Annotated in this window: 19 protein-coding genes; 12 read left to right on the top strand and 7 right to left on the bottom strand. The window is 52.8% G+C overall.

Going from position 1 to position 23,432, the window contains the following annotated elements; translation table 11 throughout:
* Nucleotides 1-146 precede the first annotated feature (146 nt).
* Nucleotides 147-581, top strand: a complete 435-nt coding sequence (locus ACPUC7_RS00305) for a DoxX family protein (RefSeq protein WP_343551951.1) — start codon at nucleotides 147-149, stop codon at nucleotides 579-581.
* Between the two features lie 33 nt (nucleotides 582-614).
* On the opposite strand, the gene hglS is transcribed toward ACPUC7_RS00305, so the two are convergent.
* On the bottom strand, nucleotides 615-1,955 hold the full coding sequence (gene hglS, locus ACPUC7_RS00310; protein WP_494921926.1) for a 2-oxoadipate dioxygenase/decarboxylase HglS: 1,341 nt from the start codon (nucleotides 1,953-1,955) through the stop codon (nucleotides 615-617).
* An 88-nt stretch (nucleotides 1,956-2,043) separates the two neighbouring features.
* The gene (locus ACPUC7_RS00315) at nucleotides 2,044-3,378 is read right to left on the bottom strand and encodes an MFS transporter (RefSeq protein WP_343551949.1); all 1,335 of its coding nucleotides are present in this window, start codon (nucleotides 3,376-3,378) and stop codon (nucleotides 2,044-2,046) included.
* A gap of 323 nt (nucleotides 3,379-3,701) precedes the next feature.
* Between ACPUC7_RS00315 and ACPUC7_RS00320 the strand changes: the two genes are divergently transcribed.
* A complete protein-coding gene (locus ACPUC7_RS00320) occupies nucleotides 3,702-4,622 on the top strand; it encodes a LysR substrate-binding domain-containing protein (RefSeq protein ID WP_494921351.1) in 921 nt (306 codons plus the stop codon).
* Here ACPUC7_RS00320 and smrA read toward each other — a convergent pair.
* Nucleotides 4,619-5,185: a DNA endonuclease SmrA gene (gene smrA, locus ACPUC7_RS00325; RefSeq protein ID WP_343551947.1), complete on the bottom strand. Its 567-nt coding sequence runs from the start codon at nucleotides 5,183-5,185 to the stop codon at nucleotides 4,619-4,621. The two genes, ACPUC7_RS00320 and smrA, sit on opposite strands and share 4 nt — an antisense overlap.
* Before the next feature lie 296 nt (nucleotides 5,186-5,481).
* On the opposite strand from smrA, the gene fnr reads away from it, so the two are divergent.
* Both fnr and uspE read left to right on the top strand, forming a co-directional pair.
* A complete protein-coding gene (fnr, locus tag ACPUC7_RS00330; RefSeq protein ID WP_097097399.1) occupies nucleotides 5,482-6,234 on the top strand; it encodes a fumarate/nitrate reduction transcriptional regulator Fnr in 753 nt (250 codons plus the stop codon).
* 118 nt (nucleotides 6,235-6,352) lie between these two features.
* Nucleotides 6,353-7,309 carry a universal stress protein UspE gene (gene uspE, locus ACPUC7_RS00335; RefSeq protein WP_343551945.1) on the top strand — a complete coding sequence of 319 codons (957 nt, stop codon included), beginning with the start codon at nucleotides 6,353-6,355 and terminating at the stop codon, nucleotides 7,307-7,309.
* Between the two features lie 75 nt (nucleotides 7,310-7,384).
* Here uspE and pntB read toward each other — a convergent pair whose 3' ends face one another.
* Together pntB and pntA are read right to left on the bottom strand one after the other, a co-directional pair.
* The gene (gene pntB / locus ACPUC7_RS00340; protein ID WP_494921352.1) at nucleotides 7,385-8,773 is read right to left on the bottom strand and encodes a Re/Si-specific NAD(P)(+) transhydrogenase subunit beta; all 1,389 of its coding nucleotides are present in this window, start codon (nucleotides 8,771-8,773) and stop codon (nucleotides 7,385-7,387) included.
* An 11-nt stretch (nucleotides 8,774-8,784) separates the two neighbouring features.
* Nucleotides 8,785-10,314, bottom strand: a complete 1,530-nt coding sequence (pntA, locus tag ACPUC7_RS00345; protein WP_494921353.1) for a Re/Si-specific NAD(P)(+) transhydrogenase subunit alpha — start codon at nucleotides 10,312-10,314, stop codon at nucleotides 8,785-8,787.
* 538 nt (nucleotides 10,315-10,852) lie between these two features.
* Between pntA and ydgH the strand changes: the two genes are divergently transcribed.
* Nucleotides 10,853-11,809, top strand: a complete 957-nt coding sequence (gene ydgH / locus ACPUC7_RS00350; RefSeq protein WP_343551941.1) for a DUF1471 family protein YdgH — start codon at nucleotides 10,853-10,855, stop codon at nucleotides 11,807-11,809.
* 205 nt (nucleotides 11,810-12,014) lie between these two features.
* Nucleotides 12,015-13,406: an amino acid permease gene (locus ACPUC7_RS00355; protein WP_494921354.1), complete on the top strand. Its 1,392-nt coding sequence runs from the start codon at nucleotides 12,015-12,017 to the stop codon at nucleotides 13,404-13,406.
* Here ACPUC7_RS00355 and ACPUC7_RS00360 read toward each other — a convergent pair.
* Entirely contained in the window at nucleotides 13,403-13,816 is a 414-nt protein-coding gene (locus tag ACPUC7_RS00360) for a hypothetical protein (protein ID WP_494921355.1), read from the bottom strand. The two genes, ACPUC7_RS00355 and ACPUC7_RS00360, sit on opposite strands and share 4 nt — an antisense overlap.
* 176 nt (nucleotides 13,817-13,992) lie before the next feature.
* On the opposite strand from ACPUC7_RS00360, the gene rstA reads away from it, so the two are divergent.
* The 6 genes from rstA to ACPUC7_RS00390 all read left to right on the top strand — a co-directional run bounded on the left by rstA (nucleotide 13,993) and on the right by ACPUC7_RS00390 (nucleotide 19,261).
* The gene (gene rstA, locus ACPUC7_RS00365) at nucleotides 13,993-14,718 is read left to right on the top strand and encodes a two-component system response regulator RstA (RefSeq protein ID WP_494921356.1); all 726 of its coding nucleotides are present in this window, start codon (nucleotides 13,993-13,995) and stop codon (nucleotides 14,716-14,718) included.
* Nucleotides 14,715-16,025, top strand: a complete 1,311-nt coding sequence (gene rstB, locus ACPUC7_RS00370) for a two-component system sensor histidine kinase RstB (protein ID WP_343551937.1) — start codon at nucleotides 14,715-14,717, stop codon at nucleotides 16,023-16,025. Before rstA ends, rstB begins: the two co-directional genes overlap by 4 nt.
* A gap of 12 nt (nucleotides 16,026-16,037) precedes the next feature.
* Nucleotides 16,038-17,525 carry a carboxypeptidase M32 gene (locus ACPUC7_RS00375; RefSeq protein ID WP_494921357.1) on the top strand — a complete coding sequence of 496 codons (1,488 nt, stop codon included), beginning with the start codon at nucleotides 16,038-16,040 and terminating at the stop codon, nucleotides 17,523-17,525.
* Nucleotides 17,526-17,695: 170 nt separating this feature from the next.
* On the top strand, nucleotides 17,696-18,175 hold the full coding sequence (asr, locus tag ACPUC7_RS00380; RefSeq protein WP_494921358.1) for an acid resistance repetitive basic protein Asr: 480 nt from the start codon (nucleotides 17,696-17,698) through the stop codon (nucleotides 18,173-18,175).
* Nucleotides 18,176-18,257: 82 nt separating this feature from the next.
* Nucleotides 18,258-18,338: a small membrane protein YdgU gene (ydgU, locus tag ACPUC7_RS00385; RefSeq protein ID WP_494921927.1), complete on the top strand. Its 81-nt coding sequence runs from the start codon at nucleotides 18,258-18,260 to the stop codon at nucleotides 18,336-18,338.
* Between the two features lie 116 nt (nucleotides 18,339-18,454).
* Nucleotides 18,455-19,261 (top strand): trypsin-like serine peptidase, encoded by an 807-nt coding sequence (locus ACPUC7_RS00390; RefSeq protein WP_494921359.1) that lies wholly within the window; start codon nucleotides 18,455-18,457, stop codon nucleotides 19,259-19,261.
* Between the two features lie 159 nt (nucleotides 19,262-19,420).
* Here the strand turns inward: ACPUC7_RS00390 and hrpA are convergent, their stop codons facing one another.
* Nucleotides 19,421-23,317 (bottom strand): ATP-dependent RNA helicase HrpA, encoded by a 3,897-nt coding sequence (gene hrpA / locus ACPUC7_RS00395; protein ID WP_494921360.1) that lies wholly within the window; start codon nucleotides 23,315-23,317, stop codon nucleotides 19,421-19,423.
* Nucleotides 23,318-23,432 lie beyond the last annotated feature (115 nt).

The following is a 23,432-nucleotide window of genomic DNA, read 5'->3' on the forward strand; positions in this document are numbered from 1 at the left end:
GTGAATGTCCATGTTCCGAAAGCATTTGCAGATTAAGCCGAAAGGTGACGCGATTCTTTGAACAACTCAATCAAATATTTTGGTTAACCCTAACAAAGCCATTTGTTTTAAGGTTACACGTTAACCTGGCGCGACGGAGAAACGCGATGTTTGGTGGAATAAACCAGATGTTCAACCGCATGTGTGACCATCCTGACTTCGGCAAACTGCTGTTACGTCTCACGTTTGGCGGATTACTGCTGTTTCACGGTGAGTTCAAAGTCATTCACGGCGTCGGCTGGATTGCACAAATGCTGACCGTCAAAGGCATGCCAGGTTTCATCGCTTACGGTGCTTACATCGGGGAAATAGTGGCACCCATAATGGTGATTATCGGATTAATGACCCGCCCTGCGGCGTTTATTATTGCGGTGAACATGGTTGTCGCGACACTGCTGGTAAAAATGGGCGCTGTATGGCATCGCACTGATGTCGGTGCCTGGTCGCTGGAAACAGAGGCACTTTACCTGCTTGGCGCGCTCGTCATTATGTTTTTAGGTGCCGGGAAGTACACGCTGGTGCGTGATTCGCGCTTGCAATAATAACAAGTAAAACGGGCGGCCAACCGGCCGCCCTTACGCTTGCACTCCACAACGCTGCAAACTGCGCTGCTGCATCTGCTGATACAACGCCATTTCATCCTGCACTTTGGTTCCTAACGCCTGCTCAAAGTCACTGCGGCTGGCATTACCGGCACTGCGCGCTTGCGCCACATCGCCTAAATTCGACTGGAAAATCCCCGCCGCGCTGACCGGCAAGAAATCCTCATAAACAATCGGTTCTGCGGCTAAACGCCCTTCTGCCAGCAACTGCGCCACAGTTTCACCGGCGCGTGGCGGCGAGTGGATGCCCTGCTCGGTTAAACGATAGCGGAACCACGCCAATTGCTGCTCGCGTAATGTCTCTTCATCATCAGGAAAGTCACGAAACACCGCGCTGAGATGCTGCTGATGATGTTGGTTATCGCTGCCGGTGCCAGCTTCTGCCAGCAGACGATCGTAGAGTTGCCGCCCTTTTGGCGTCAGTGCCGCGCCGCGCTGTTCGATTTCACCAAAGCGCGCAGTATGCGTTCCCGGCGCGCCATCATTGAAATGCACCGCTTCTTCCAGCGCTTTGAAACTGGTTTGACGTAACAGAATCGGCACCTGACGCTGTGGCGGACCTTCAATTAAGGTTTTAGGATCGATGCCACGCGACGGCATTAGCGCTTGCACGCGATCAATATCCAGCGTGCGCGGCGTTAAATGGTTGATGTGACAGCCACGGAAACACACTACGTCAGCAATCAGTCGATGTTGCTGGCTCAACGCACGATAAGTGGCGCTGTCGACCGTGGTATGCGCATGCCAGCGGAACGTTTCCAGCGCTTCCTGGACAAAACGCGCGGCATCTGCGGCGTTCAATCCGCCTTGCTGCTGATGTTGGGCAATCAACGTGCGGCAGCCCGGCGTGAAAATATCGCGCGCCGCAAGAATAGCCGCTGCTTTAGCGCGCAATGCCTCATCCTCGATCAATTCCAGGCGCAGTAAGGAAGTGAATACGCGGAAAGGATTGTGGCGCAGCGCGCGGTCGCTGATCGGGCGAAACGCCGTGGAATGCACCGGCACGCCAGCTTGCGACAAATCGTAATAGCCAACCGCCTCCATGCCCATCACCGCGAACATCTGGCGCAAGGTGCTGAGTTCTTCTGCGGTTCCCACGCGAATGGCACCGTGACGCTCAACGCTAAGGCGACTCAGTTCATCGGCGGCGGAAAGGCGATTTTTTAACGCCGGATTGGCTTCCAACGTGCGATCATTAACGGCGGTGACCAACTGCGTCAGCGTGCCGTATTGCGGCACTTCTTGCTGATACATTGCTGACATGGCTTGAGAAAACAGCGTGCGAATGGCATCGCTGCTGAGGAAGTTTGGCATCATCATCACCTTGAGCTAAAGGGTTGTTGCTAATGTAGATCAACCCTTTAACCTTAGGTGAGAATTTCATGGAACTGTGATCGTCTTGTCACTCAGCGCGGTTTGTCTGGTCACCAAAGCGGCATTTTAGTACCAGCATCAGGGTGGTGAGCACCGCCGGGATCGCCAATAACAAGAAGATTTGGCTAAAGGACCAACCCAGCGTTAATAGTTCAGCGCCAACAAATGCGCTGAGAATCGCCCCGACGCGACCCACACCATGCATCCAGCTCGATCCTGTGGCACGCGCATGGGTGGGATAATAGCTGGCGGAAAGTGCATTCATGCCGGTATTGGCACCGTTAAAGCAGAAGCCGCTGAAGAAGGCGATGGCACTCATTAATCCGACCTGCGCCGGTGAAAAGCCCAACGCCACAATGGCAATGCCGCCGCAGAAATAGATCACCGCCAGCGCCAGATTGGCATTGATGCGGTCCATCAACCAACCAGCAAACAGTGAACCGATGGTGCCGCCCGCCTGATACATGGCGGTGACAATCGCCGCTTCCGTCACTGACATGCCCAACGTGCTGATCAACGATGGCATCCAGCTGCCAATCAAATAGACCAGGAACAGCCCCATAAAGTAGCCGCCCCACAACATCAAACTGCCGAACAAGTAGCGACGCGACACCACCGTGGCCACCGAGCCTTTGCGTGCCGTGGGCAACTCAGTGCTTTGATAGTGGCTGTCGGGCTGAACTGCGCCAGGCAGCATACGTTCGAGGATGGCGTGGATACGGGCAGCTGGCGCCCGACGGCTAATCAGAAATCGGACCGATTCCGGTAAACCACGCACCAGAAATGGCAGCACGATCAGTGGCAATACGCCGCCCATCAGCATAACTGAATGCCAGTCATAGCGCGGCAGCAGCCAGGATGCGGCAAATCCGCCGGATGCGGCACCAAAGGTGAATCCGCAAAACACCACGGTGATAATGAATGAGCGGCGACGCTCGGGTGCATATTCCGCCACCAACGTACCGACATTGGGCATCGCTGCGCCGAGCCCCAAACCGGTGAGGAAACGGAACAGCATCATCTGCTCAATGTTTTGCGCCATCGCCGTCGCTAAGGTCCAAAGGCCAAAGAACAGCACGCTGGTGAGGATCATCACGCGGCGGCCGTAACGATCGGCCAGCGGTCCGGCAACCATCGCGCCTAACGCTAAGCCAATCAACGCCGCGCTGATCACCATGCCAAGTTGATGATTGGTGACGCCCCAACTGGCTTTAAGCGTTGGCGCGATAAAGCCCATTAGCGCGATGTCCATGCCGTCCAGCGCGACCACCACGAAGCACAGCGCAATTAAGCGCTTTTGCCAGCCACTTAGCGCGCTCTTATTGATGAGCTGGCGAACATCTACTGCTTCAACGCTGGTCACGTAACGACTCCTGCACTTTTATCCGTTTAGGGCATCAGTTTTAGTAAAAAAAACGGCGCTTATCATAGCCCATCATTAACAATAACTGGCAGAATTTTTGAGTGTAATTGAGAATTATTCAACTTTTTTCGCCGTTAAGCGTTTGATTATGCGAGGCATGGCGGGAGCGAAGAATGTGACATATTTTTTAAGATCAGAAAATACAACAGGTTAATCTTGCTCCACGCATTGCAGCGATTTTGTTAATATAATTTTGCAGGCAAGTTAACATAATTTCAGTTTACCCATTGCCGCCTTGTAACAGAACTCTTTATGTTGAGCGTATGGACAAAAATATCCTTTTCAATCAGCGCATTCGCTTGCGCCATTTACACACCTTTGTTGCGGTTGCGCAGCAAGGCACGCTGGGCCGCGCGGCAGAAACGTTGAATCTGAGCCAACCCGCCCTGTCAAAAACGCTCAACGAACTGGAAGAATTAGCCGGCGCACGACTGTTTGAACGCGGCCGCTTGGGTGCGCAACTCACGACGCTGGGTGAACAGTTTCTGATTCATGCGGTGAAAGTGCTGGATGCACTCAATCATGCGGGACAGAGTTTCAATTCGCCGCAGCCGGGACGTCCGGTGGTAATTCGCCTCGGTGCACTCACCACCGCCGCGATGGGCATGTTGCCACAAATTCTTGATCGTTTTCATGAGCAGCAACCGAATACCACGGTTCAGGTCGCCACTTTACACAACAACGTGCTGTTAGCGGGCTTGCGCGCCGGCGAGTTTGATGTCGGGATTGGGCGCATGGCTGACAGTGAAATGATGGCCGGATTGACCTATGAATTGCTGTTCCTCGAGTCTTTGAAACTGGTGGTGCGCCCCGATCATCCGCTGTTAAGTGACAACGTCATGCTTTCACGCGCAATGCAGTGGCCGGTGGTGATTTCACCGGAAGGCACTGCCCCGCGCCGCATTGCTCAACATATGCTGAATGAGCAAGGTTGTACTTTGCCAGCGAACTGCGTCGAAACCTCGTCGACTTCGCTGGCGCGTCAGTTAGCGCTGCGTTATGACTACGTTTGGTTTGTTCCTTCTGGCGCAATAAAGGAAGATTTAAATCACGATGCGTTATGCGCCTTGCCGATCACCTCGCCGGGACCGGGCGAACCCGTCGGCATTATTACTCGCAGCGGCAGTCCACTTAGCCTAAGCGCCGAAGTGTTGATTGCCACCATTCGCAAGTTCCACAGTTAACGACTGCGTTTTGCGTGACGCTCGCGATTATCCAGGCGGGCTTTATCCGTTTTGCGCAATCCCACATACAATGCGCCCGCTCCGCCATGTTGCGGCTGCGCGCTGCAATAGGTTTGTACGTCGTCAAATTCCTTTAACCAACGCGCGACGTAACTGCGCACGATGTTGGCATGCGACTCATCATCACGGCCTTTACCGTGAATAATTAGTAGATTTCTCAGACCTTGCTTACGCGCTTGTAGCATAAAACTGAACAAGGATTGGCGGCAGGTTTCCACCGGTTGGCGCAGCAAATTGAGGCTGGCATCCAGCGGATATTTGCCGTGGCGCAGCTTATCCAGCACGCCTTGCTGTATCCCTTCCACTTTATATTCCAGCGGCGTGTTCAGTGGAATGATGTCGAGATAACCGCGCGTGAGGAAATTTTCCTGCTCCTCGCTTTCTTGCTCTATGCGCGGCGCTTTAGGTGAAGGAGCGCGCAACCATTGGGTGTTGGCGCAATTTTTTAACGGTGTCACATCACCCATGGCGTCGCGGAAAAGGTCTTCATCATCAAGGTTCATGGTGTTTCCTCTCGCCTGGTGTTTTGCAATGCGTCCATTTCGACGCCAAAGCAAAAGAGTAGCAAAGGATTTTATGCAAAACATCTGTCACTTTTTGCGCTGCAACAAGCTGACTTTAACTGTAAAGCTGGCAACAAAACGTTCCAGATCAATTATTGCCTAGCCTAAAGCTCAAGACAAAGCCTGAAATACCTGACATTAATGGGGGATTAAAGACTTTTACTGCTCGGATGAGTTCCCTTCGCCGGGAAAAATGTTAAAATTGACCGCAGTCAATAATCATCGAGCGAAACTATATGATCCCGGAAAAACGCAGCATACGACGTATTCAGTCTGGCGGTTGTGCCATCCATTGCCAGGATTGCAGCATCAGCCAATTGTGTATTCCTTTCACGCTGAACGAGCACGAACTGGATCAGCTGGATAATATTATCGAACGCAAAAAGCCGATTCAAAAAGGCCAAACGCTGTTCAAAGCCGGTGATGAACTGAAATCCCTCTACGCTATCCGCTCCGGCACCATCAAAAGCTACACCATCACCGAACAAGGCGACGAGCAAATTACTGGCTTCCATTTGGCCGGTGATTTGGTCGGTTTTGACGCCATTGTTGGCGCTAAGCATCCGAGTTTTGCACAAGCGTTAGAAACCGCCATGGTATGCGAAATTCCTTTCGAAACTCTCGACGATCTTTCCGGCAAAATGCCTGCGCTGCGTCAGCAGATGATGCGTTTGATGAGCGGTGAAATCAAAGGCGATCAGGATATGATCCTGTTGCTGTCGAAGAAGAATGCCGAAGAGCGTCTGGCGGCGTTTGTCTGGAACCTGTCGCGCCGTTTCGGTCAGCGTGGTTTCTCACAGCGCGAATTCCGTCTGACCATGACGCGTGGTGACATTGGTAACTATCTGGGACTAACCGTAGAAACTATCAGTCGCCTGCTCGGTCGCTTCCAGAAAAGTGGCATGCTGGCGGTGAAAGGCAAATATATCACCATCGAGAACCACGCGCTGCTGGCAGAATTAGCCGGTCAGACTGAACAAGCCGCGTGATTCCGGGCCGGGTCAGTAAAAGTTATTTTATTGATCCGGCAACAACTTTTCCGCTTCTGCCCCACGCAAACTTAGGCTATCTTTAATCCAACTTGCTTTGGTTTTAGGAGATCGGCTTATGTCCCGCTACCAAAATATTCTGGTCGCTATTGATGCTCAACAAGATGACCAGCCCGCGTTACGTCGTGCGGTTTATCTCAACCAACGTATCGGCGGAAAAATCAAAGCTTTCCTGCCTATCTACGATTTCTCTTACGAAATGACCACCTTGCTGTCGCCAGATGAGCGTTCCAACATGCGCAAGGGCGTAATAAGCCAGCGCACTGAATGGATCCGCCAGCAGGCCCATGCATATCTTGAGGCTGGCGTTGAAATTGAGATCAAGGTGGTTTGGCATAATCGCCCTTACGAAGCCATCATCCAGGAAATTCAAACGCATCAGCATGATTTAGTGCTGAAAATGGCGCATCAACACGATCGTCTGGAAGCGGTTATTTTTACCCCAACCGATTGGCATCTGCTGCGTAAATGCCCTTGCCCGGTGTGGATGGTGAAAGATCAAGCATGGCCGGAAGGTGGCAAAGCGGTGGTTGCAGTAAACTTGGCAAGTGAAGAGCCGCACCATGATGAGCTGAATCAGAAACTGATTCGTGAAACTACGCTGCTGGCCGAAATGGTCAATCATACCGAAGTGCATTTAGTCGGCGCGTATCCGATCACACCCATCAATATCGCCATCGAATTACCGGACTTTGATCCCAGCGTTTATAACGACGCCATTCGCGGCCAGCATTTGGTGGCGATGAAAGCGCTGCGTCAGAAATTCTCAATTAGCGAAGAATTCACCCATGTGGCGAAAGGATTGCCTGAAGAAGTGATTCCCGATATCGCCTCACATCTGGACGCCGGGATTGTGGTGTTGGGCACCATCGGACGCACCGGATTGTCCGCCGCCTTCCTCGGCAATACCGCTGAGCAAGTCATCGATCATTTACGTTGCGATTTACTGGCGATTAAGCCGGATGATTTCAAATCGCCGATTGATTATGACGACGAAGAAGATGAAGACGATTAATTAAAAAAGGCGGCCCACCTTGGCCGCCTTGATTTTATAAGGGCGGTGAATAACTTCACCGCCCTGCTTCTTTTATTACAGCGCGCGCAGAATACCTTCCACACTCGCCTTCGCATCACCAAACAGCATTTGTGTGTTGTCTTTAAAGAACAGCGGATTTTGCACGCCAGCATAGCCGGTGCTCATCGAGCGTTTAAACACAATCACGTTCTGCGCTTTCCACACTTCCAATACCGGCATGCCGGCGATTGGACTGCGTGGATCTTCCAGCGCCGCTGGGTTAACGGTGTCGTTGGCGCCGATAACCAAAACGGTATCGGTATCGCTGAAGTCATCGTTGATTTCGTCCATCTCCAGCACCACGTCGTACGGCACTTTGGCTTCCGCCAGCAGTACGTTCATGTGGCCCGGCAAACGACCCGCGACGGGGTGAATACCAAAGCGTACTTTGATACCGCGCGCACGCAATTTCTCGGTGATTTCCGCCACCGGATACTGCGCTTGTGCCACCGCCATGCCGTATCCCGGCGTGATCACCACTGACGAAGACGCTTTCAGCATTTCTGCAGTCTCTTCTGCGGTGATTTCACGGTGTTCGCCGACTTCTTCGCTTTCGCCACCGACACTTACGTCGGTACCGAAACCACCGGCAATCACGCTGATGAATGAGCGGTTCATCGCTTTACACATGATGTACGACAGAATCGCACCAGATGAACCCACCAACGCACCGGTCACGATCAGCAAGTCGTTGCTCAGCATGAAACCCGCCGCCGCCGCTGCCCAACCGGAGTAGGAGTTCAGCATCGAGACCACAACCGGCATATCCGCACCACCGATCGATGCCACCAGATGCCAGCCAAACACCAAGGCGATGATGGTCATTAACAGCAGTGCGAACACCTGCGCGCCGGTGCTGTCGGTCTGCACAAACCACAACATCAGCAGGAACGAAACCACTAACGCAGCCAGATTCATCTTGTGACGATGCGGCAACATCAGCGCAGAGGAAGAGATTTTCCCGCGCAGTTTGCCAAACGCCACCAATGAACCGGTGAAGGTAACCGCACCGATAAAGATGCCGAGGAACACTTCGGTCAGATGGATGTTTTCCATTACCGGAGCGAGGCCCGGCGCGTGATCGATGTAGCTGTTAAAGCCCACCAGCACCGCCGCCAAACCAACAAAGCTATGCAAAATGGCCACCAGCTCCGGCATTTCAGTCATTTCGACTTTCTTCGCCAGACGCAGGCCAATCGCGCCACCAATCACCATCGCCACGATAATCCAGGCAACATTGCCGGTATTCGGGCCAAAAATGGTGGCGAGCAGCGCGATTGCCATGCCGCTCATACCAAAAATATTACCTTGCTTAGAGGTCTCGTGTTTCGAGAGACCGGCAAGGCTGCAAATAAACAGAATCGCGGCAACAATATATGCTGCAGTAACTAATCCGCCAGACATGTTGCTACCCCTTAATTCTTACGAAACATTTTCAGCATGCGCTGGGTGACGGTGAAACCACCGAAAATATTGATGCTGGCGATCAGTACGGCAATAAATGACAGGATGGTTACCCAACCGCCGTGACCCATTTGCAACACTGCACCCACCACGATAATGCCGGAAATGGCGTTGGTTACCGCCATCAAAGGCGTATGCAACGCGTGACTGACGTTCCACACCACGTAATAACCAACCACGCAAGAAAGTGCGAAGACGGTGAAGTGAGAGAGGAAATCAGGCGGCGCGACGTTCGCCAGGCAAGCAAACAGCACCACCGCCAGCGCCAACAACAGATATTTGCGCCACGGTGAAACCGGTTTAGCTTCAGCTTTCGGCAGCGGTTGTGCCGCCGGTTGGGCTTTTGGTGCAGCGGAAACCTGAATTGGTGGTGCTGGCCAGGTGACTTCGCCGTCACGAATCACGGTCACGCCACGAACCACCACGTCTTCGAAATCAACGGTGATTTCGCCGTTTTTCTCTTTGCACAGCAGTTTCAGCAGGTTAACCAGGTTGGTGCCGTAAAGCTGTGATGATTGGGTTGGCAAGCGGCTTGGTAGATCGGTGTAACCAATGATCTTCACGCCATTGCTGGTCAACGTGACCTGATCGGCAACGGTTAATTCACAGTTACCGCCGGTTTGCGCTGCCAAATCGACAATCACGCTACCCGGTTTCATGCTGGCAACCATTTCCGCGGTGATCAATTTCGGCGCAGGACGGCCCGGAATCAGCGCGGTGGTAACAATGATATCGACTTCTTTGGCTTGCGCGGCAAACAGCTCCATCTCCGCCTTAATAAAGGCTTCAGACATCACTTTGGCGTAGCCATCGCCGCTGCCCGCTTCTTCTTCGAAGTCCAGTTCAAGGAACTCGGCGCCCATGCTTTGCACTTGTTCTTTCACTTCTGGACGCGTATCGAATGCACGCACGATGGCACCGAGGCTACCTGCGGCACCAATCGCCGCCAGACCAGCCACGCCCGCACCAATAATCATCACTTTGGCCGGTGGAACCTTACCCGCCGCGGTGATTTGGCCGGTGAAGAAGCGGCCAAATTCATGGGCTGCTTCAACGATGGCGCGATAACCGGCGATATTCGCCATCGAGCTCAACGCATCCAGCGCCTGCGCACGAGAAATACGCGGCACCGAATCCATCGCCATCACCGTCACGTTACGTGCAGCGAGCTTTTCCAACAGCGCCGGATTCTGTGCTGGCCAGATGAAGCTCACTAGCGTGCTACCGGCGCGCGTCAGTTCGATCTCTTGATCGTCTGGCGCATTCACTTTTAATACGATGTCGGACTGCCACACATCGGCGGCATTGGTGATAGTGGCACCGGCGGCGATAAAGCTTTCATCGTCAAAACTGGCGCGCAGCCCTGCGCTCTGTTCAACGGTTACGCTGAATCCCAGCTTGATCAGTTGCTCAACGGTCTTCGGCGTGGCGGCCACGCGCGACTCATTGGCTAACCATTCTTTGGGTATCCCAATTAACATACTGTTTCCTTTCAACAATTAAAGGATGAGGTTCTGTGAATGGCAAAAGCTCAAAAGCCGAAACAGTGTTTCAGCTTTTTATGAGCAAAATGCGCAATGTAACAAAGTCTTTATAACCTACTGAAAATATGAATGGTGATCCACAGCGATAACGCGTACTTATGACATTCACACAAATATTCAGACGCAAAGATTGAATGCCGCCGTTTGCCACTGCATTTGGCACATATTGAAATATATTCTGCTGCGCAAAATCGTGTCATGTCGAATTAAGTGTTTTTAAAAACCTTTATTTAACAATGCATTAACTGTTATGGCACTAAGTGTTACCAGAATTAGTGGTTAGTTGTGCAAAAAAAAGCCATAGCAGAAGCGAATGACAGGCCGATGAATATCAGGATGAGATTGTCAATCTCATACGCTTAAATTGGCTGAGACAGGCCGATTATTACATGCAATAATCAGCGGCTAATCTGTTATACATCAAGAGTCCAGCACGTTTTCGTACTCATTTTGCGTAAGGCGAAGGATCATTTTTATGAAGCTGAAGAACACTATTCTGGCGTCCACCTTGTTATCACTGCTGGCAGCAAATGCGTTCGCTGCTAAAGAGTTAACGCCAGATCAAGCGGCCGCGTTGAAACCATTCGAACGTATTAATATCAGCGGTCGTTTCAATGCCATTGGCGATGCTACTGACGCCATCTCTAAAGAAGCCGATGCCAAAGGCGCTGACTCTTTCTATGTTCAGGGCATTAACGACACTAACGGTAATGGCGGCAACTGGCGCGTAACGGCCGATCTGTACAAAGCCGACGCCCCAAAAGCCGATGACTCCACCAAATATCGTACCTTCTCTGGCGTGAAAGAGCTGCCAAAAGCGGAAGCTTATCGCCTGGAGCCATTTGATACCGTTTCTGTCAGCGGTTTCTTCTCAAGCCAACCTGATGTCAATGACGCGATTGCTAAAGCCGCCAAAGGCAAAGGCGCAGCGTCCTTCTTTATTGTGCGCCAGGTAGATGCTAACAACGGCGGCAACCAGTACGTTACCGCTTACGTTTACAAGGCAGATGCGCCAGAGCGTAAAGTGCAGAACACCTCTGACTCGATCCCAGCAGATTCAGAAGCCGGTAAAGCTGCGCTGGCTGCTGGTGGCGCTGCCGCGGCGAAAGTGGCAATTCCAGGCGTGGCTTCTTCAGATACGCCAAGCCGTAGCGTGGGTCGTTTCTTTGAAACGCAGAGCTCAACCGGTCAGCGTTATACTGTGACGACTTCTGACGGTCGTAGCGTGCAGGAAGTGAATGCGATCACTGCTGCACAGATGCAGCCGTTCGATACCATCACCTTCTCCGATCACTTCGGCACACCAACTGAAGTATCTGAAGCGGTAGGTAAACGTGCCGTTGAGAAAGGTGCGAAGTACTATCACATCACGCGTCAATGGCAGAACCAGAGCGGCGGCAACCTGACCGTTACTGCGGACCTGTTTAAGTAATCCAGTCATGGGCGGCATTCGCCGCCTTCTCATTTGCATAATATCTACTCATATCTGCATTTTCTTGCATTGCCTTCCCGTATTACACTCCGTAAAATCTGCCGCCTGTTTTTAGGGGATTCCGTTTCCGGGCGCGCGCTTTTTCGAGTAACCCGCCAGCGGAATCGCCACCAACCAGCATACTCTGCTGCTTAGGATGGGCGTTTTGGATAAAAAATTAGGTCTTAGTGCGCTCACCGCGTTAGTGCTCAGCTCAATGCTGGGCGCAGGCGTGTTTAGCTTGCCGCAAAACATGGCGGCAGTAGCAGGTCCAGCGGCCTTATTGATTGGCTGGCTGATCACCGGTGTGGGCATCATTTTCCTCTCATTGGCAATGTTATTACTCACGCGACTCAAACCCGAATTGGATGGTGGCATCTTCACCTATGCACGCGCCGGATTTGGTGAATTGATGGGCTTCTGCTCCGCGTGGGGATATTGGTTGTGCGCGGTGATCGCCAACGTTTCCTATTTGGTGATTGTGTTCTCAGCGCTCAGTTTCTTTACTGATACGCCCGATCGCGTGGTGTTTGGTGCTGGTAATACCTGGCAAGCGATGCTTGGTGCGTCGGTGCTGTTGTGGCTGGTGCACTGTTTAGTGCTGCGTGGCGTGCAAACTGCCGCCAGCATCAATTTACTCGCCACCTTGGGTAAGCTGGTGCCGCTGCTGTTATTTGTGGTGTTGGCACTGCTGGCATTCAATTACGATCGTTTCCATTTTGATTTCAGTGGCATTGCCCTCGGCAAACCGCTGTGGGAACAAGTTAAGCAGACCATGTTGATTACCTTATGGGTGTTTATTGGCGTGGAAGGTGCGGTGGTGGTTTCTGCCCGTGCGCGCAATAAAAAAGATGTTGGACGCGCCACCTTAATGGCGGTGCTGGCGGCATTGCTGGTCTATTTGCTGGTTACGCTCTTGTCGTTGGGTGTGATCCCGCGGGCGGAACTGGCGCAGATGCGCAATCCTTCAATGGCTGGTTTGATGAAGCATCTGCTGGGACATTGGGGCGATGCGGTGATCGCAGTGGGATTAGTGATTTCAGTGTGCGGCGCATACCTCAGCTGGACAATTATGGCCGCTGAAGTGCCGTTTCTGGCGGCGCAGCAAGGTGCGTTCCCGCGCAGTATTGCACGTCAAAATCGCCATAATTCTCCAGCGGCTTCGCTGTGGCTGACCAACGGTAGCGTGCAGGTTTGTTTGATCTTGATTGCTGTTACCGGCGCGGATTACAACACGCTGTTGACCATCGCCTCAGAAATGATTTTAGTGCCCTATCTGCTGGTGGGCTTGTACCTGATTAAAGTGGTGCGCGGGCAAAACAATCCATTGGCAATGTTTATTGGTCTCGGTGCCAGCGCTTACGGCATTTGGTTGCTGTACGCTTCAGGTCCGTTGCATTTGCTGCTTTCAGTGGTGTTGTACGCGCCGGGATTGCTGCTATTTCTGTATGCGCGACGCGGCGGCCGTGGAGACAAGATATTGTCACAGCTGGAACGCATCGCGATTGTACTGTTGATTACCGCGTCACTGCCCGCGCTGTGGCAGCTGACGAATTAATGCGGTTGGATAGGAATGGATACGCACAGCAGGTCGTCCTGCTGTGTCAGATTCAGCGGCTTGCGGTATTCATGGTGAATAGCGTCAAGCTGCTCGGCTGACAATGGATATGGCAGTTGAATATCAAAGCGGCTGATGTGCTGCTGTTCGGCAAGCGTGATCAAGCGCGCAATGTTAATTTCGTCGCTGACCTGAGTAGAAATGATTTGTAATGCTAAATCTTTAAGGTGATCGTCGCTGGCTTGCAGATTATGCGCGGATTTACGCGTTACCATGCCGAAAATGGGCATCACGCCGTAAATGGCATCGACAAAACTCCAGCGTTTTTTGCAGGAAGCGGAGAGAAAATCACTGTAATTGAAGCAGATGCGATCACTGTATCCGGCTGAAGCCAGCTCTTTATCAGACACCCTCGCACTCCTCCTGTTTTTCGTTATGGTTCCGAACCTTGCGCTACAACGCGCCGGTAATAATGGCACATTTCACCGTAAACATACTAGCAACGCAGGGATATTTCGTGCGGTAGCGTAGAGCTCAGGACCAGGAAAAGCTATGCTGCTGTGATTCTCAACCGTCATAGCGAATTATGAACAAAATCGTTTATGTGGAAGATGAGCCAGAAGTTGGCGAATTGATCGCCGCTTATCTGGGTCGCCACGATATTGAAGTCATTGTAGAAACGCGCGGTGACCGCGCCGAAGCCACCATTGCTGCCCACGATCCCGATTTGGTGATGCTGGATATCATGTTGCCCGGCAAAGATGGCATGACATTGTGCCGCGATCTGCGGGCCAGTTGGCAAGGTCCGATTGTGCTGTTGACCTCGCTCGACAGCGACATGAACCATATCTTGTCGCTGGAAATGGGCGCTAGCGATTACATCCTCAAAACCACGCCACCGGCCGTATTGCTGGCGCGTCTGCGTCTGCATCTGCGCCAGGCGCATGTGGGTCAGCCGGAAGTGGCACCCGCGATTCAGAGTTCACAGCGCGTGCTGCGTTTTGGTTCGTTGACCATCGACTCACTCAATCGTCAGGTGACGCTGTTTGAGGAGAACATTGTGCTGTCGACCGCGGATTTCGATCTGCTGTGGGAGTTGGCAAACCATGCCGGACAGATCCTCAATCGCGATGCGCTGCTGAAAACGCTGCGCGGCGTGAGTTACGACGGCATGGATCGCAGCATCGATGTGGCCATTTCTCGCCTACGTAAGAAGTTGTACGACAGCGCCACCGAGCCGTTCCGCATCAAAACCATTCGTAACAAAGGCTATCTGTTCGCACCGCAGGCTTGGGATACCCGCTCCGCATGAGAAAGCTCTTTATTCAGTTCTATTTGCTGCTGTTCGTCTGTTTTCTGGTGATGACGCTGCTGGTTGGCCTGGTGTATAAATTCACCGCTGAACGCGCCGGTCGCCAATCGATGAACGATTTGATGGCCAGCTCGCTGTTTTTAATGCGCAGCGAACTGCGTGAGATCCCGCCGCGCGACTGGAGCAAAACCATTCGCAGCCTCGACCTCGATTTGTCCTTTGATCTGAATATTGAACCAATGAGCAAATTCCAGTTGGGCGATGCAGATATGAAGCGCCTGCGTGCCGGCGAAATCGTGGCGATTGACGATCAATACACCTTTTTACAGCACATCCCGCGCAGCCACTATGTGCTCTCCGTTGGCCCGATTCCCTACCTTTTCTACCTGCATCAGATGCGCATTCTGGATATCGCACTGTTAGCGTTTATTGGCATGTCGCTGGCGTTGCCGGTGTTTATCTGGCTGCGGCCACACTGGCAAGAGATGCAACGGCTGGAAAAAGCCGCACAGCGTTTTGGCCGTGGTGAACTGGATGTGCGCACCCATTTTGAAAGCACCTCCAGCTTGCACAGCTTAGGCGTGGCGTTTAACCAAATGGCCGATAACATCAATACGCTGGTTGAGAGCAAGAAGCAGTTGATTGATGGCATCGCCCATGAACTGCGCACACCGTTGGTGCGGCTACGTTATCGATTAGAAATGAGCGATAACCTTACCGAAGCCGAATCGGCAGCGCTAAATCGCGACGTGGGCCAATTAGAGAGTTTGATTGAGGAGCTGCTGACTTACGCGCGCCTTGATCGCCCGCGCGTCGATCTCAATCTGCAATCGTTCGATCTCGCCCAATGGCTGCGTGTGCACATTGAAGACGTGCAAACCATGAATCCTCAAACGCACATCGCGCTGGATATTCCGCAGTTGGAGAATGTTGGCAGCGCAGATACCCGTTTGATGGAGCGCGTGCTGGATAATTTGGTCAACAACGCGTTGCGCTATGCCGATCAGCGGTTACGCGTCAGTTTGTGGTTTGACGGCCCGCTCGGCTGCTTGCAGGTGGAAGACGACGGCCCAGGCATTCCGCTGGAAGAACGCGCGCGCGTCTTCGAACCTTTTGTCCGCCTTGATCCAAGCCGCGACCGTGCCACCGGCGGCTGCGGTTTAGGCCTGGCGATAGTGCACTCAATTGCGTTGGCGATGCAGGGAAATGTCTCGATTGAGAGCAGCCCGTTAGGCGGCGCCAGCGTTCGCTTTTGCTGGCCGGTTGATCTACCCTTGCGGGACACTGCGCCACGCTTACTGTCATAAGGAGCTTTTTACGTGACTTCAGCTTATCAAGAACTTAGCCGCACTTTTCAGCGCCTCTCCCGCTTTGGTCATTTAGGCGCGATTGCCGGTGTGGATATGCAAACCACCATGCCACCTGGCGGCAGCCAGGCACGCGGCGAAGCGATGGCCGAACTGAGCGTGTTCATGCACGAATTGTTGACCGATAAACGCCTCGGCGGATTGTTCGACGCAGCGCAGCAGGAATCGCTGAATGATGTTGAACAGGTCAATCTCAGCGAGATGCAGCGCGCCTGGCAGCAAGCCACGCTGCTACCTGCTTCGCTGGTGGAAGCAAAATCGCTGGCCGGCTCTCGCTGCGAACACGCCTGGCGCCAACAGCGTCCGGCAAATGACTGGGCTGGCTTCTCAGCCAATCTGAAAGAAGTGGTCAAGCTGAGCCGGGAAGAAGCGCAACTGCGTGCCGATGCGTTGGGCGTTTCTCGTTACGATGCACTGTTGGATGTGTTCGAGCCGGGTATGACCAGCGCCCAATTGGATCAAACCTTTGGTGATTTGAAAAGCTGGTTGCCTGATCTGTTACAAAAAGCGGTTAAGAAGCAGCAGCAAGCGCCGATCGCCGCGCCGGTAGGTCCGTTTGCCATCGAATCCCAGCGTCAGTTGGGCCTCAGCGTAATGAAAACGCTCGGCTTCGATTTTAATCATGGCCGATTGGATGTGAGTGCACATCCCTTCTGCGGCGGCGTGCCAGAAGATGTGCGCATCACCACGCGTTACAACGAAAATGACTTTCTTAGCGCCATGATGGGCGTGATTCATGAAACCGGTCATGCGCGTTACGAGCAAAATCTGCCAAAACAGTGGCGTGGACAACCGGTAGCACTGGCGCGTTCCACCGCTATCCATGAATCGCAAAGCCTGTTTATGGAGATGCAGTTAGGCCGCAGCAACGCTTTCCTTCAGCATATCCATCCACAAGTGGTGGCGTTGATGGGCGATCAACCGGCGTTGGAATTGAATAATTTTATCCGCCAGACGCAGCGCGTGAAACCCGGCTTTATTCGGGTGGATGCCGATGAGTTGAGTTATCCAGCGCACGTGATTTTACGTTACGAGATTGAGCGCGCGTTGATTGAAGGAGAGATTGAAGTCGATGACATCCCGGCGTTATGGGATGAGAAGATGCAACAATCGCTGGGCATTGATACGCGCGGTAATTATCGCGACGGTTGTATGCAGGATATTCACTGGACCGACGGCGCATTTGGCTATTTCCCAACCTACACACTGGGCGCAATGTACGCGGCACAGCTGTTCCAGGCGGTGAAGCGCGCCATTCCGCAAGTAGATAGCCTGATTCAAAACGGTGAATTGCAGCCGGTGTTTGATTGGTTACAGCAGAACATTTGGCAGCATGGCAGCCGTTTCCCAACACAGCAACTGTTGATCAATGCCACTGGCGAAGCGCTGAATCCAGGCTATTTCCGCCAACACCTTGAACAACGCTATCTGTCTGAGTAAACTGCGCGGCGGTCAAGTTGGCCGCCCTTTTCACTTCCTTAACTCCCCTTTGTACAATCCGTTACACGCCGATACCAATGCCTCACGGAAAGCCTCAATTGTTTTTCATATAGTGTTTTCACCGGCCCCGCAGTGGGCTACACATGAAAAAATAGTTCGAGGATTTTGCAATGAAAAAATTATTTGCACTGGTGATCGCCGCTGCTATGGGTATGTCTTCTGTTGCTTTCGCTGCTGAAACGACTGCTGCTCCAGCTGCTGCTGCAACCACAACTGCTGCGCCAGTTAAACACAAAATGGCTCATCATAAGAAACCTGCTGCTCAAAAAGCGCAGGCTGCTAAGAAACACAAAAAAGTAGAGAAGAAAGCGCCAGCTGCACAGAAAGCTCAGGCAGCTAAAAAGCACCACAAAAAAGCAACCAAGCCAGCTGCACAGAAAGCCCAGGCGGCTAAAAAGCACCACAAAAAAGCAACCAAGCCAGCTGCACAGAAAGCTCAGGCTGCTAAAAAGCACCACAAAAAAGTAACCAAGCCAGCTGCACAGAAAGCTCAGGCTGCTAAAAAGCACCACAAAAAAGTAACCAAACCAGCTGCACAGAAAGCTCAGGCTGCTAAAAAGCATCACAAAGTGAAAAAAGCAGCTAAATAAGTCTGACCTGCTGAGTCAACACCGCATTAATGATTGAAAACACCCGGTTATGCCGGGTGTTTATTTACTGGAGTAGCGAAAAATGGTGCGTCGCTATCGCTTCGAAATTATTCTGATTGTGATGATCATCTGTGGCATTGTTGCAGCCAGCTTCTTTATTTAATCGTTGTAGCGTGCTGATTACTCCAATATTTCTCCCTTTTTAACCGCTCTCCGACTATAGTTATCGCTCAAGCGTGATGACAACAACTTCTACTTATTCTCGCCATTGAGAGATCTATGCGCCTGGCTACCCTGTTACTTGTTGGTCTTTTCAGTTTTAACCACATAGCACATGCCGATGATGAAGATGGGCCAAGCCCGGAAGACATCAAAACGCTGTTTTTTGGCAAGGATCATCGTCAAGCGATTAGCGACGTTAGCGCTGCGCCCTGGGATGCGATTGGTCAGCTTGAGACCGAAAGCGGTAATCTGTGCACTGCCACCCTGATTTCTGCTCATCTGGCGCTCACCGCTGGTCATTGCCTGTTGGCTCCACCCGGCAAATTCGATAAGCCGGTGGCGCTGCGTTTTATGGCGGGCAAGAAAGGCTGGCGTTACGAAATTCATGATATCGATGCGCGCGTTGAGCCGTCGTTAGCTCGCCGTTTGCAGGCGGATGGCGAAGGATGGATCGTGCCACCGGGTGCGGCTCCGTACGATTATGGTTTGGTGATTTTGCACAACCCGCCGTCTGGCATTGTGCCGATCCCGTTGTTTGAGGGATCGCGTGGCGATTTGACCGCGGCGTTAAAAACTACCCAACGTAAAGTGACGCAAGCCGGTTATCCTGCCGATCATCTGGATACGTTGTATTCGCACAGCGATTGTTTAGTTACCGGTTGGGCGCAGCGTGCAGTGTTATCGCATCAATGCGATACCTTGCCGGGCGACAGCGGTTCGCCGCTGCTATTGAAGAATGGCGATGATTGGCAGTTGATTGCGGTGCAGAGTTCAGCGCCCGCACCTGCCGATCGTTATCGCGCAGACAATCGCGCCATTGCGGTGCCGTCGTTTAAAGATAAGCTGGAAGAGTTGGCACAGTAATGTGCGGTTGTATTTACGTGCGTTTCAGTCGAAAAAGGCGGGCGTTACGTAAAGACGGCGTGAATACATCCCTGTAGCCTCGACCGCCGCATCCCTGCGGCGGACGCTTTACTCCACTGCCCGCCTTTTCTCCTTAATGTCAGCTTGTGCGGTTTGCGGTTAACCAATCTGCTCCATCGCCTGCAAAATACGTTTATCCGAGATCGGATATGGCGTGCCGAGTTGCTGTGCGAAATAACTGATGCGCAGCTCCTCAAGCATCCAGCGAATCGCCTGCACTTCGGCATCATCCTGACGCTGCGGCGGCAATTTATTGCGCCATGCTTGCCAGGCTTGCTCAACAGCCTGCACTTTCAGCATCCGCGCACGATCGCTGTGCGGATCAACCGGCAACTTCTCTAAACGACGTTCAATGCCCTGCAAATAACGCAAGGTATCGCCCAAGCGTGACCAACCATTGCCGGTGACAAAACCACGGTACACCAAACCGTTCATCTGCGCTTTGATATCACCCAATGCCAGCGCCAGTGACATATCAACGCGTCCCTTGAGGAACTTGTTGATATTGAACACGCAAGTCAGAATCTGCTCGACCTGCTTGGCGATGGTCACCACCGTTTCGTTGAGATCGGCACGCACTTTGTCGCGCAACTGTTCGAAGTTCTCTTGCTGCCACGCCGGACCGCCCGCATCCGCCATCAGCTTATCCACACCGCAGGCGATGCAGTCATCAATCAGTTCCAGCACTTTGCCGTATGGATTGAAGTACAAACCGAGTTTGGCCTTGTTCGGCAGCTTTTCATGCAGATACTTGGTCGGCGACGGAATGTTCAGCAACAGCAAGCGACGCTGACCGCGCCACATCATTTTCTGCTGCTCGACTTCACTATCGAACAAACGGATTGCCACGCTGTCTTTTTCATCGACCAACGCAGGCCAGGCTTTTACCTGATAGCTGCCGCGCTTCTGCTCGTAGCTTTGCGGCAAATCGCCAAAGCTCCAAATGTGCAAGCCGCTCTGCTCTATGCCATCGTCCGCGACTTTCGACAGCGTTTCCTGAACTTTTCCTTTCAGCGCTAGCTTGAGTTGATGCAGGTTTTTGCCTTCCTGTAATTTACGATTGTGCTCATCCACAATGCGGAAAGTCATTTTCAGATGATCGGGCACCTGATCCCACTGCCATGCTTCGCGGTCAATGGTGACGCCGGTCATGCGGCGAAACTCGCGCTCCAGCGCATCCAGCAACGGTTGCTCCATTGCCGTCACACGTCCGAGAAACGCTTCGGCATAGTTCGGTGCAGGCACTAAATTGCGGCGCACCGGTTTCGGCAAAGATTTGATTAAGGCGATAACCAATTCGCGACGCACGCCAGGAATCTGCCATTCAAAACCGGTGTCATCGATTTGATTCAGCAGCGGCAGCGGAATGTGCACCGTTACGCCATCAGCATCCGCACCCGGTTCAAACTGATAACTCAATTTGAGCTTGAGATTGCCCTGATGCCAGAAATTCGGGTAATCCAGTTGGCTGACTTTGTCCGCGCCATCCTTAATCAGCATCTGCTTATCAAAACTCAGCAGATCAGGATTCTCTTTGCTGGCCTGTTTCCACCACGTATCAAAATGGCGCGCAGAAACCACTTCGCTACCAATGCGGCGATCGTAAAAGGCAAACAGCGTTTCGTCATCAACCAAAATGTCGCGACGACGCGATTTGTGTTCCAGATCTTCGATTTCGTTACGCAATTTCAGGTTGTTGTGGAAAAATGCGTGACGCGTCTGCCAATCACCTTCCACTAAAGCATGGCGGATAAACAACTCGCGGCTCAGTTGTGGGTCGATGCGGCTGTAATTGACCTTACGCGCCTGCACAATCGGCAAGCCATACAGTGTGACTTTTTCCATTGCCATCACCGCGCCCTGGCCTTTTTCCCAGTGCGGTTCACTGTAGCTGCGCTTAATCAGATGCTGTGCCAACGGCTCAATCCATTCGGGATCGATACGCGCCGCCACACGGCCCCACAAACGGCTGGTTTCGACTAATTCTGCCACCATGGTCCACTTCGGCGGCTTTTTGAACAAACCCGAACCTGGGAAGATCGAGAAACGGGCGTTACGCGCGCCGGTGAACTCCTGCTTCTCGGTATCTTTTTGTCCGATGTGCGATAACAAACCGGTGAGCAAGGCGCAATGAACTTCGCGGTACGGTGCGGGTTCGCTGTTGACTGCCATGCCTTGTTCGCGCACCACTTGTCGCAATTGGGTGTAAATATCCTGCCATTCACGCACACGCAAATAGTTAAGAAAATCGGTTTTACACTGGCGACGGAAGTGATTGCTGGATAACGCTTTTTGCTGCTCTTGCAGATAGTTCCACAAATTCACAAAGGCGTTGAAATCCGACTCTTTATCCTCAAAACGGCGATGTTTTTCATCGGACGCCTGCTTTTTATCAGATGGACGTTCGCGCGGGTCCTGAATCGACAGCGCGGCGGTGATGATCATCGCTTCACGCACGCAGCCAAATTTTTGCGCTTCCAGCACCATGCGTGCCAGGCGTGGATCAACCGGCAACTGCGCCAGTTGTCGCCCCGCTGGCGTCAGTTTGTATTTCTCGTCGTCACTCAGCGTGATCGCGCCCAACTCTTCCAGCAGGCGCACACCATCCTGAATGTTGCGTTTATCTGGCGCTTCAACGAACGGGAACGCCGCGATATCGCCCAATCCCAGCGCCGTCATTTGCAAAATAACTGAGGCCAGATTGGTACGCAGAATTTCGGGGTCGGTGAACTCTGGGCGGCTGAGGAAATCCTCTTCCGCATACAAACGAATACAGATACCTTCCGATACACGTCCGCAACGGCCTTTACGCTGATTCGCCGACGCTTGCGAAATCGGCTCAATCGGCAAGCGCTGCACTTTGGTGCGGAAGCTGTAGCGGCTAATACGCGCGGTGCCGGGATCGATCACATATTTGATGCCGGGCACGGTTAACGAGGTTTCTGCCACGTTGGTTGCCAGCACGATGCGGCGGCCGCTGTGCGACTGAAACACGCGGTTTTGCTCGGCATTCGACAAACGCGCGTACAGCGGCAAGATCTCGGTATGCGGCAAATCGCGCTTAGTCAGTGCATCAGCGGTATCGCGAATTTCACGCTCGCCGCTCATGAAGATCAGAATGTCGCCGCGACTTTCCTGGCCCAGTTCATCCACTGCATCAAAAATCGCCTGTAACTGGTCGCGATCGGTATCATCGGCATCTTCCACCATTGGGCGATAACGCACTTCAACCGGATAGGTGCGGCCAGAAACTTCAATCACCGGCGCATTGTGGAAATGGCGTGAGAAGCGCTGCGGATCGATGGTCGCCGAGGTGATGATCACTTTCAAATCGGGACGACGCGGCAACAGCTCGCGCAGATAACCGAGCAGGAAATCGATGTTTAAGCTGCGTTCGTGCGCTTCATCAATAATGATGGTGTCGTATTGCAGCAACTGACGATCTTGCTGGATTTCCGCCAGCAAAATCCCGTCGGTCATCAACTTAACTTGCGTAGTTTCACTGACCTGATCGTTAAAGCGCACCTTGTAACCAATGGTGCCGCCCAGCGAGGTTTCCAGCTCATCGGCAATGCGGTTCGCCACGGTACGCGCCGCCAGACGACGCGGCTGAGTGTGACCAATCAGCCCTTTTACTCCACGGCCCAACGCAAGGCAGATTTTCGGCAATTGGGTGGTTTTACCGGAGCCGGTTTCACCCGCCACAATCACCACCTGATGCTTACTGATCGCGTCGGCGATGTCCTGCTGCTTTTGGCTAACCGGCAAGTTATCCGGGAAAGTGATGCGCGGTGTCGCCGCCGTACGCTGGGCAATGCGTTGCTCGGCAGCAACGAAATCCTTTTCCAGTTCAGCCGCAATGCCCTGCTGCGCCGCAGGATTTTTCACCTTCGCCGCACCGTGCAAGCGACGTTGCAGGCGTTGACGATCGCGCAGCATCAGCGTATCGAGCCGCGTCCAAAGGGAGGCTAAAGGAGAAGTGTCGGATGATGACATAGCGATGAGTTACCTGTTGTAGCAGCGACCGATGATTTCCCGGCGGATTCAAGCAATTAATGGTCGGCATCATAGCACATTTTGGAACACCTGCCTGAGCGGGACGTGCGAGCTT

The sequence above is a fragment of the Pantoea sp. CFCC18179 genome (assembly GCF_059412405.1).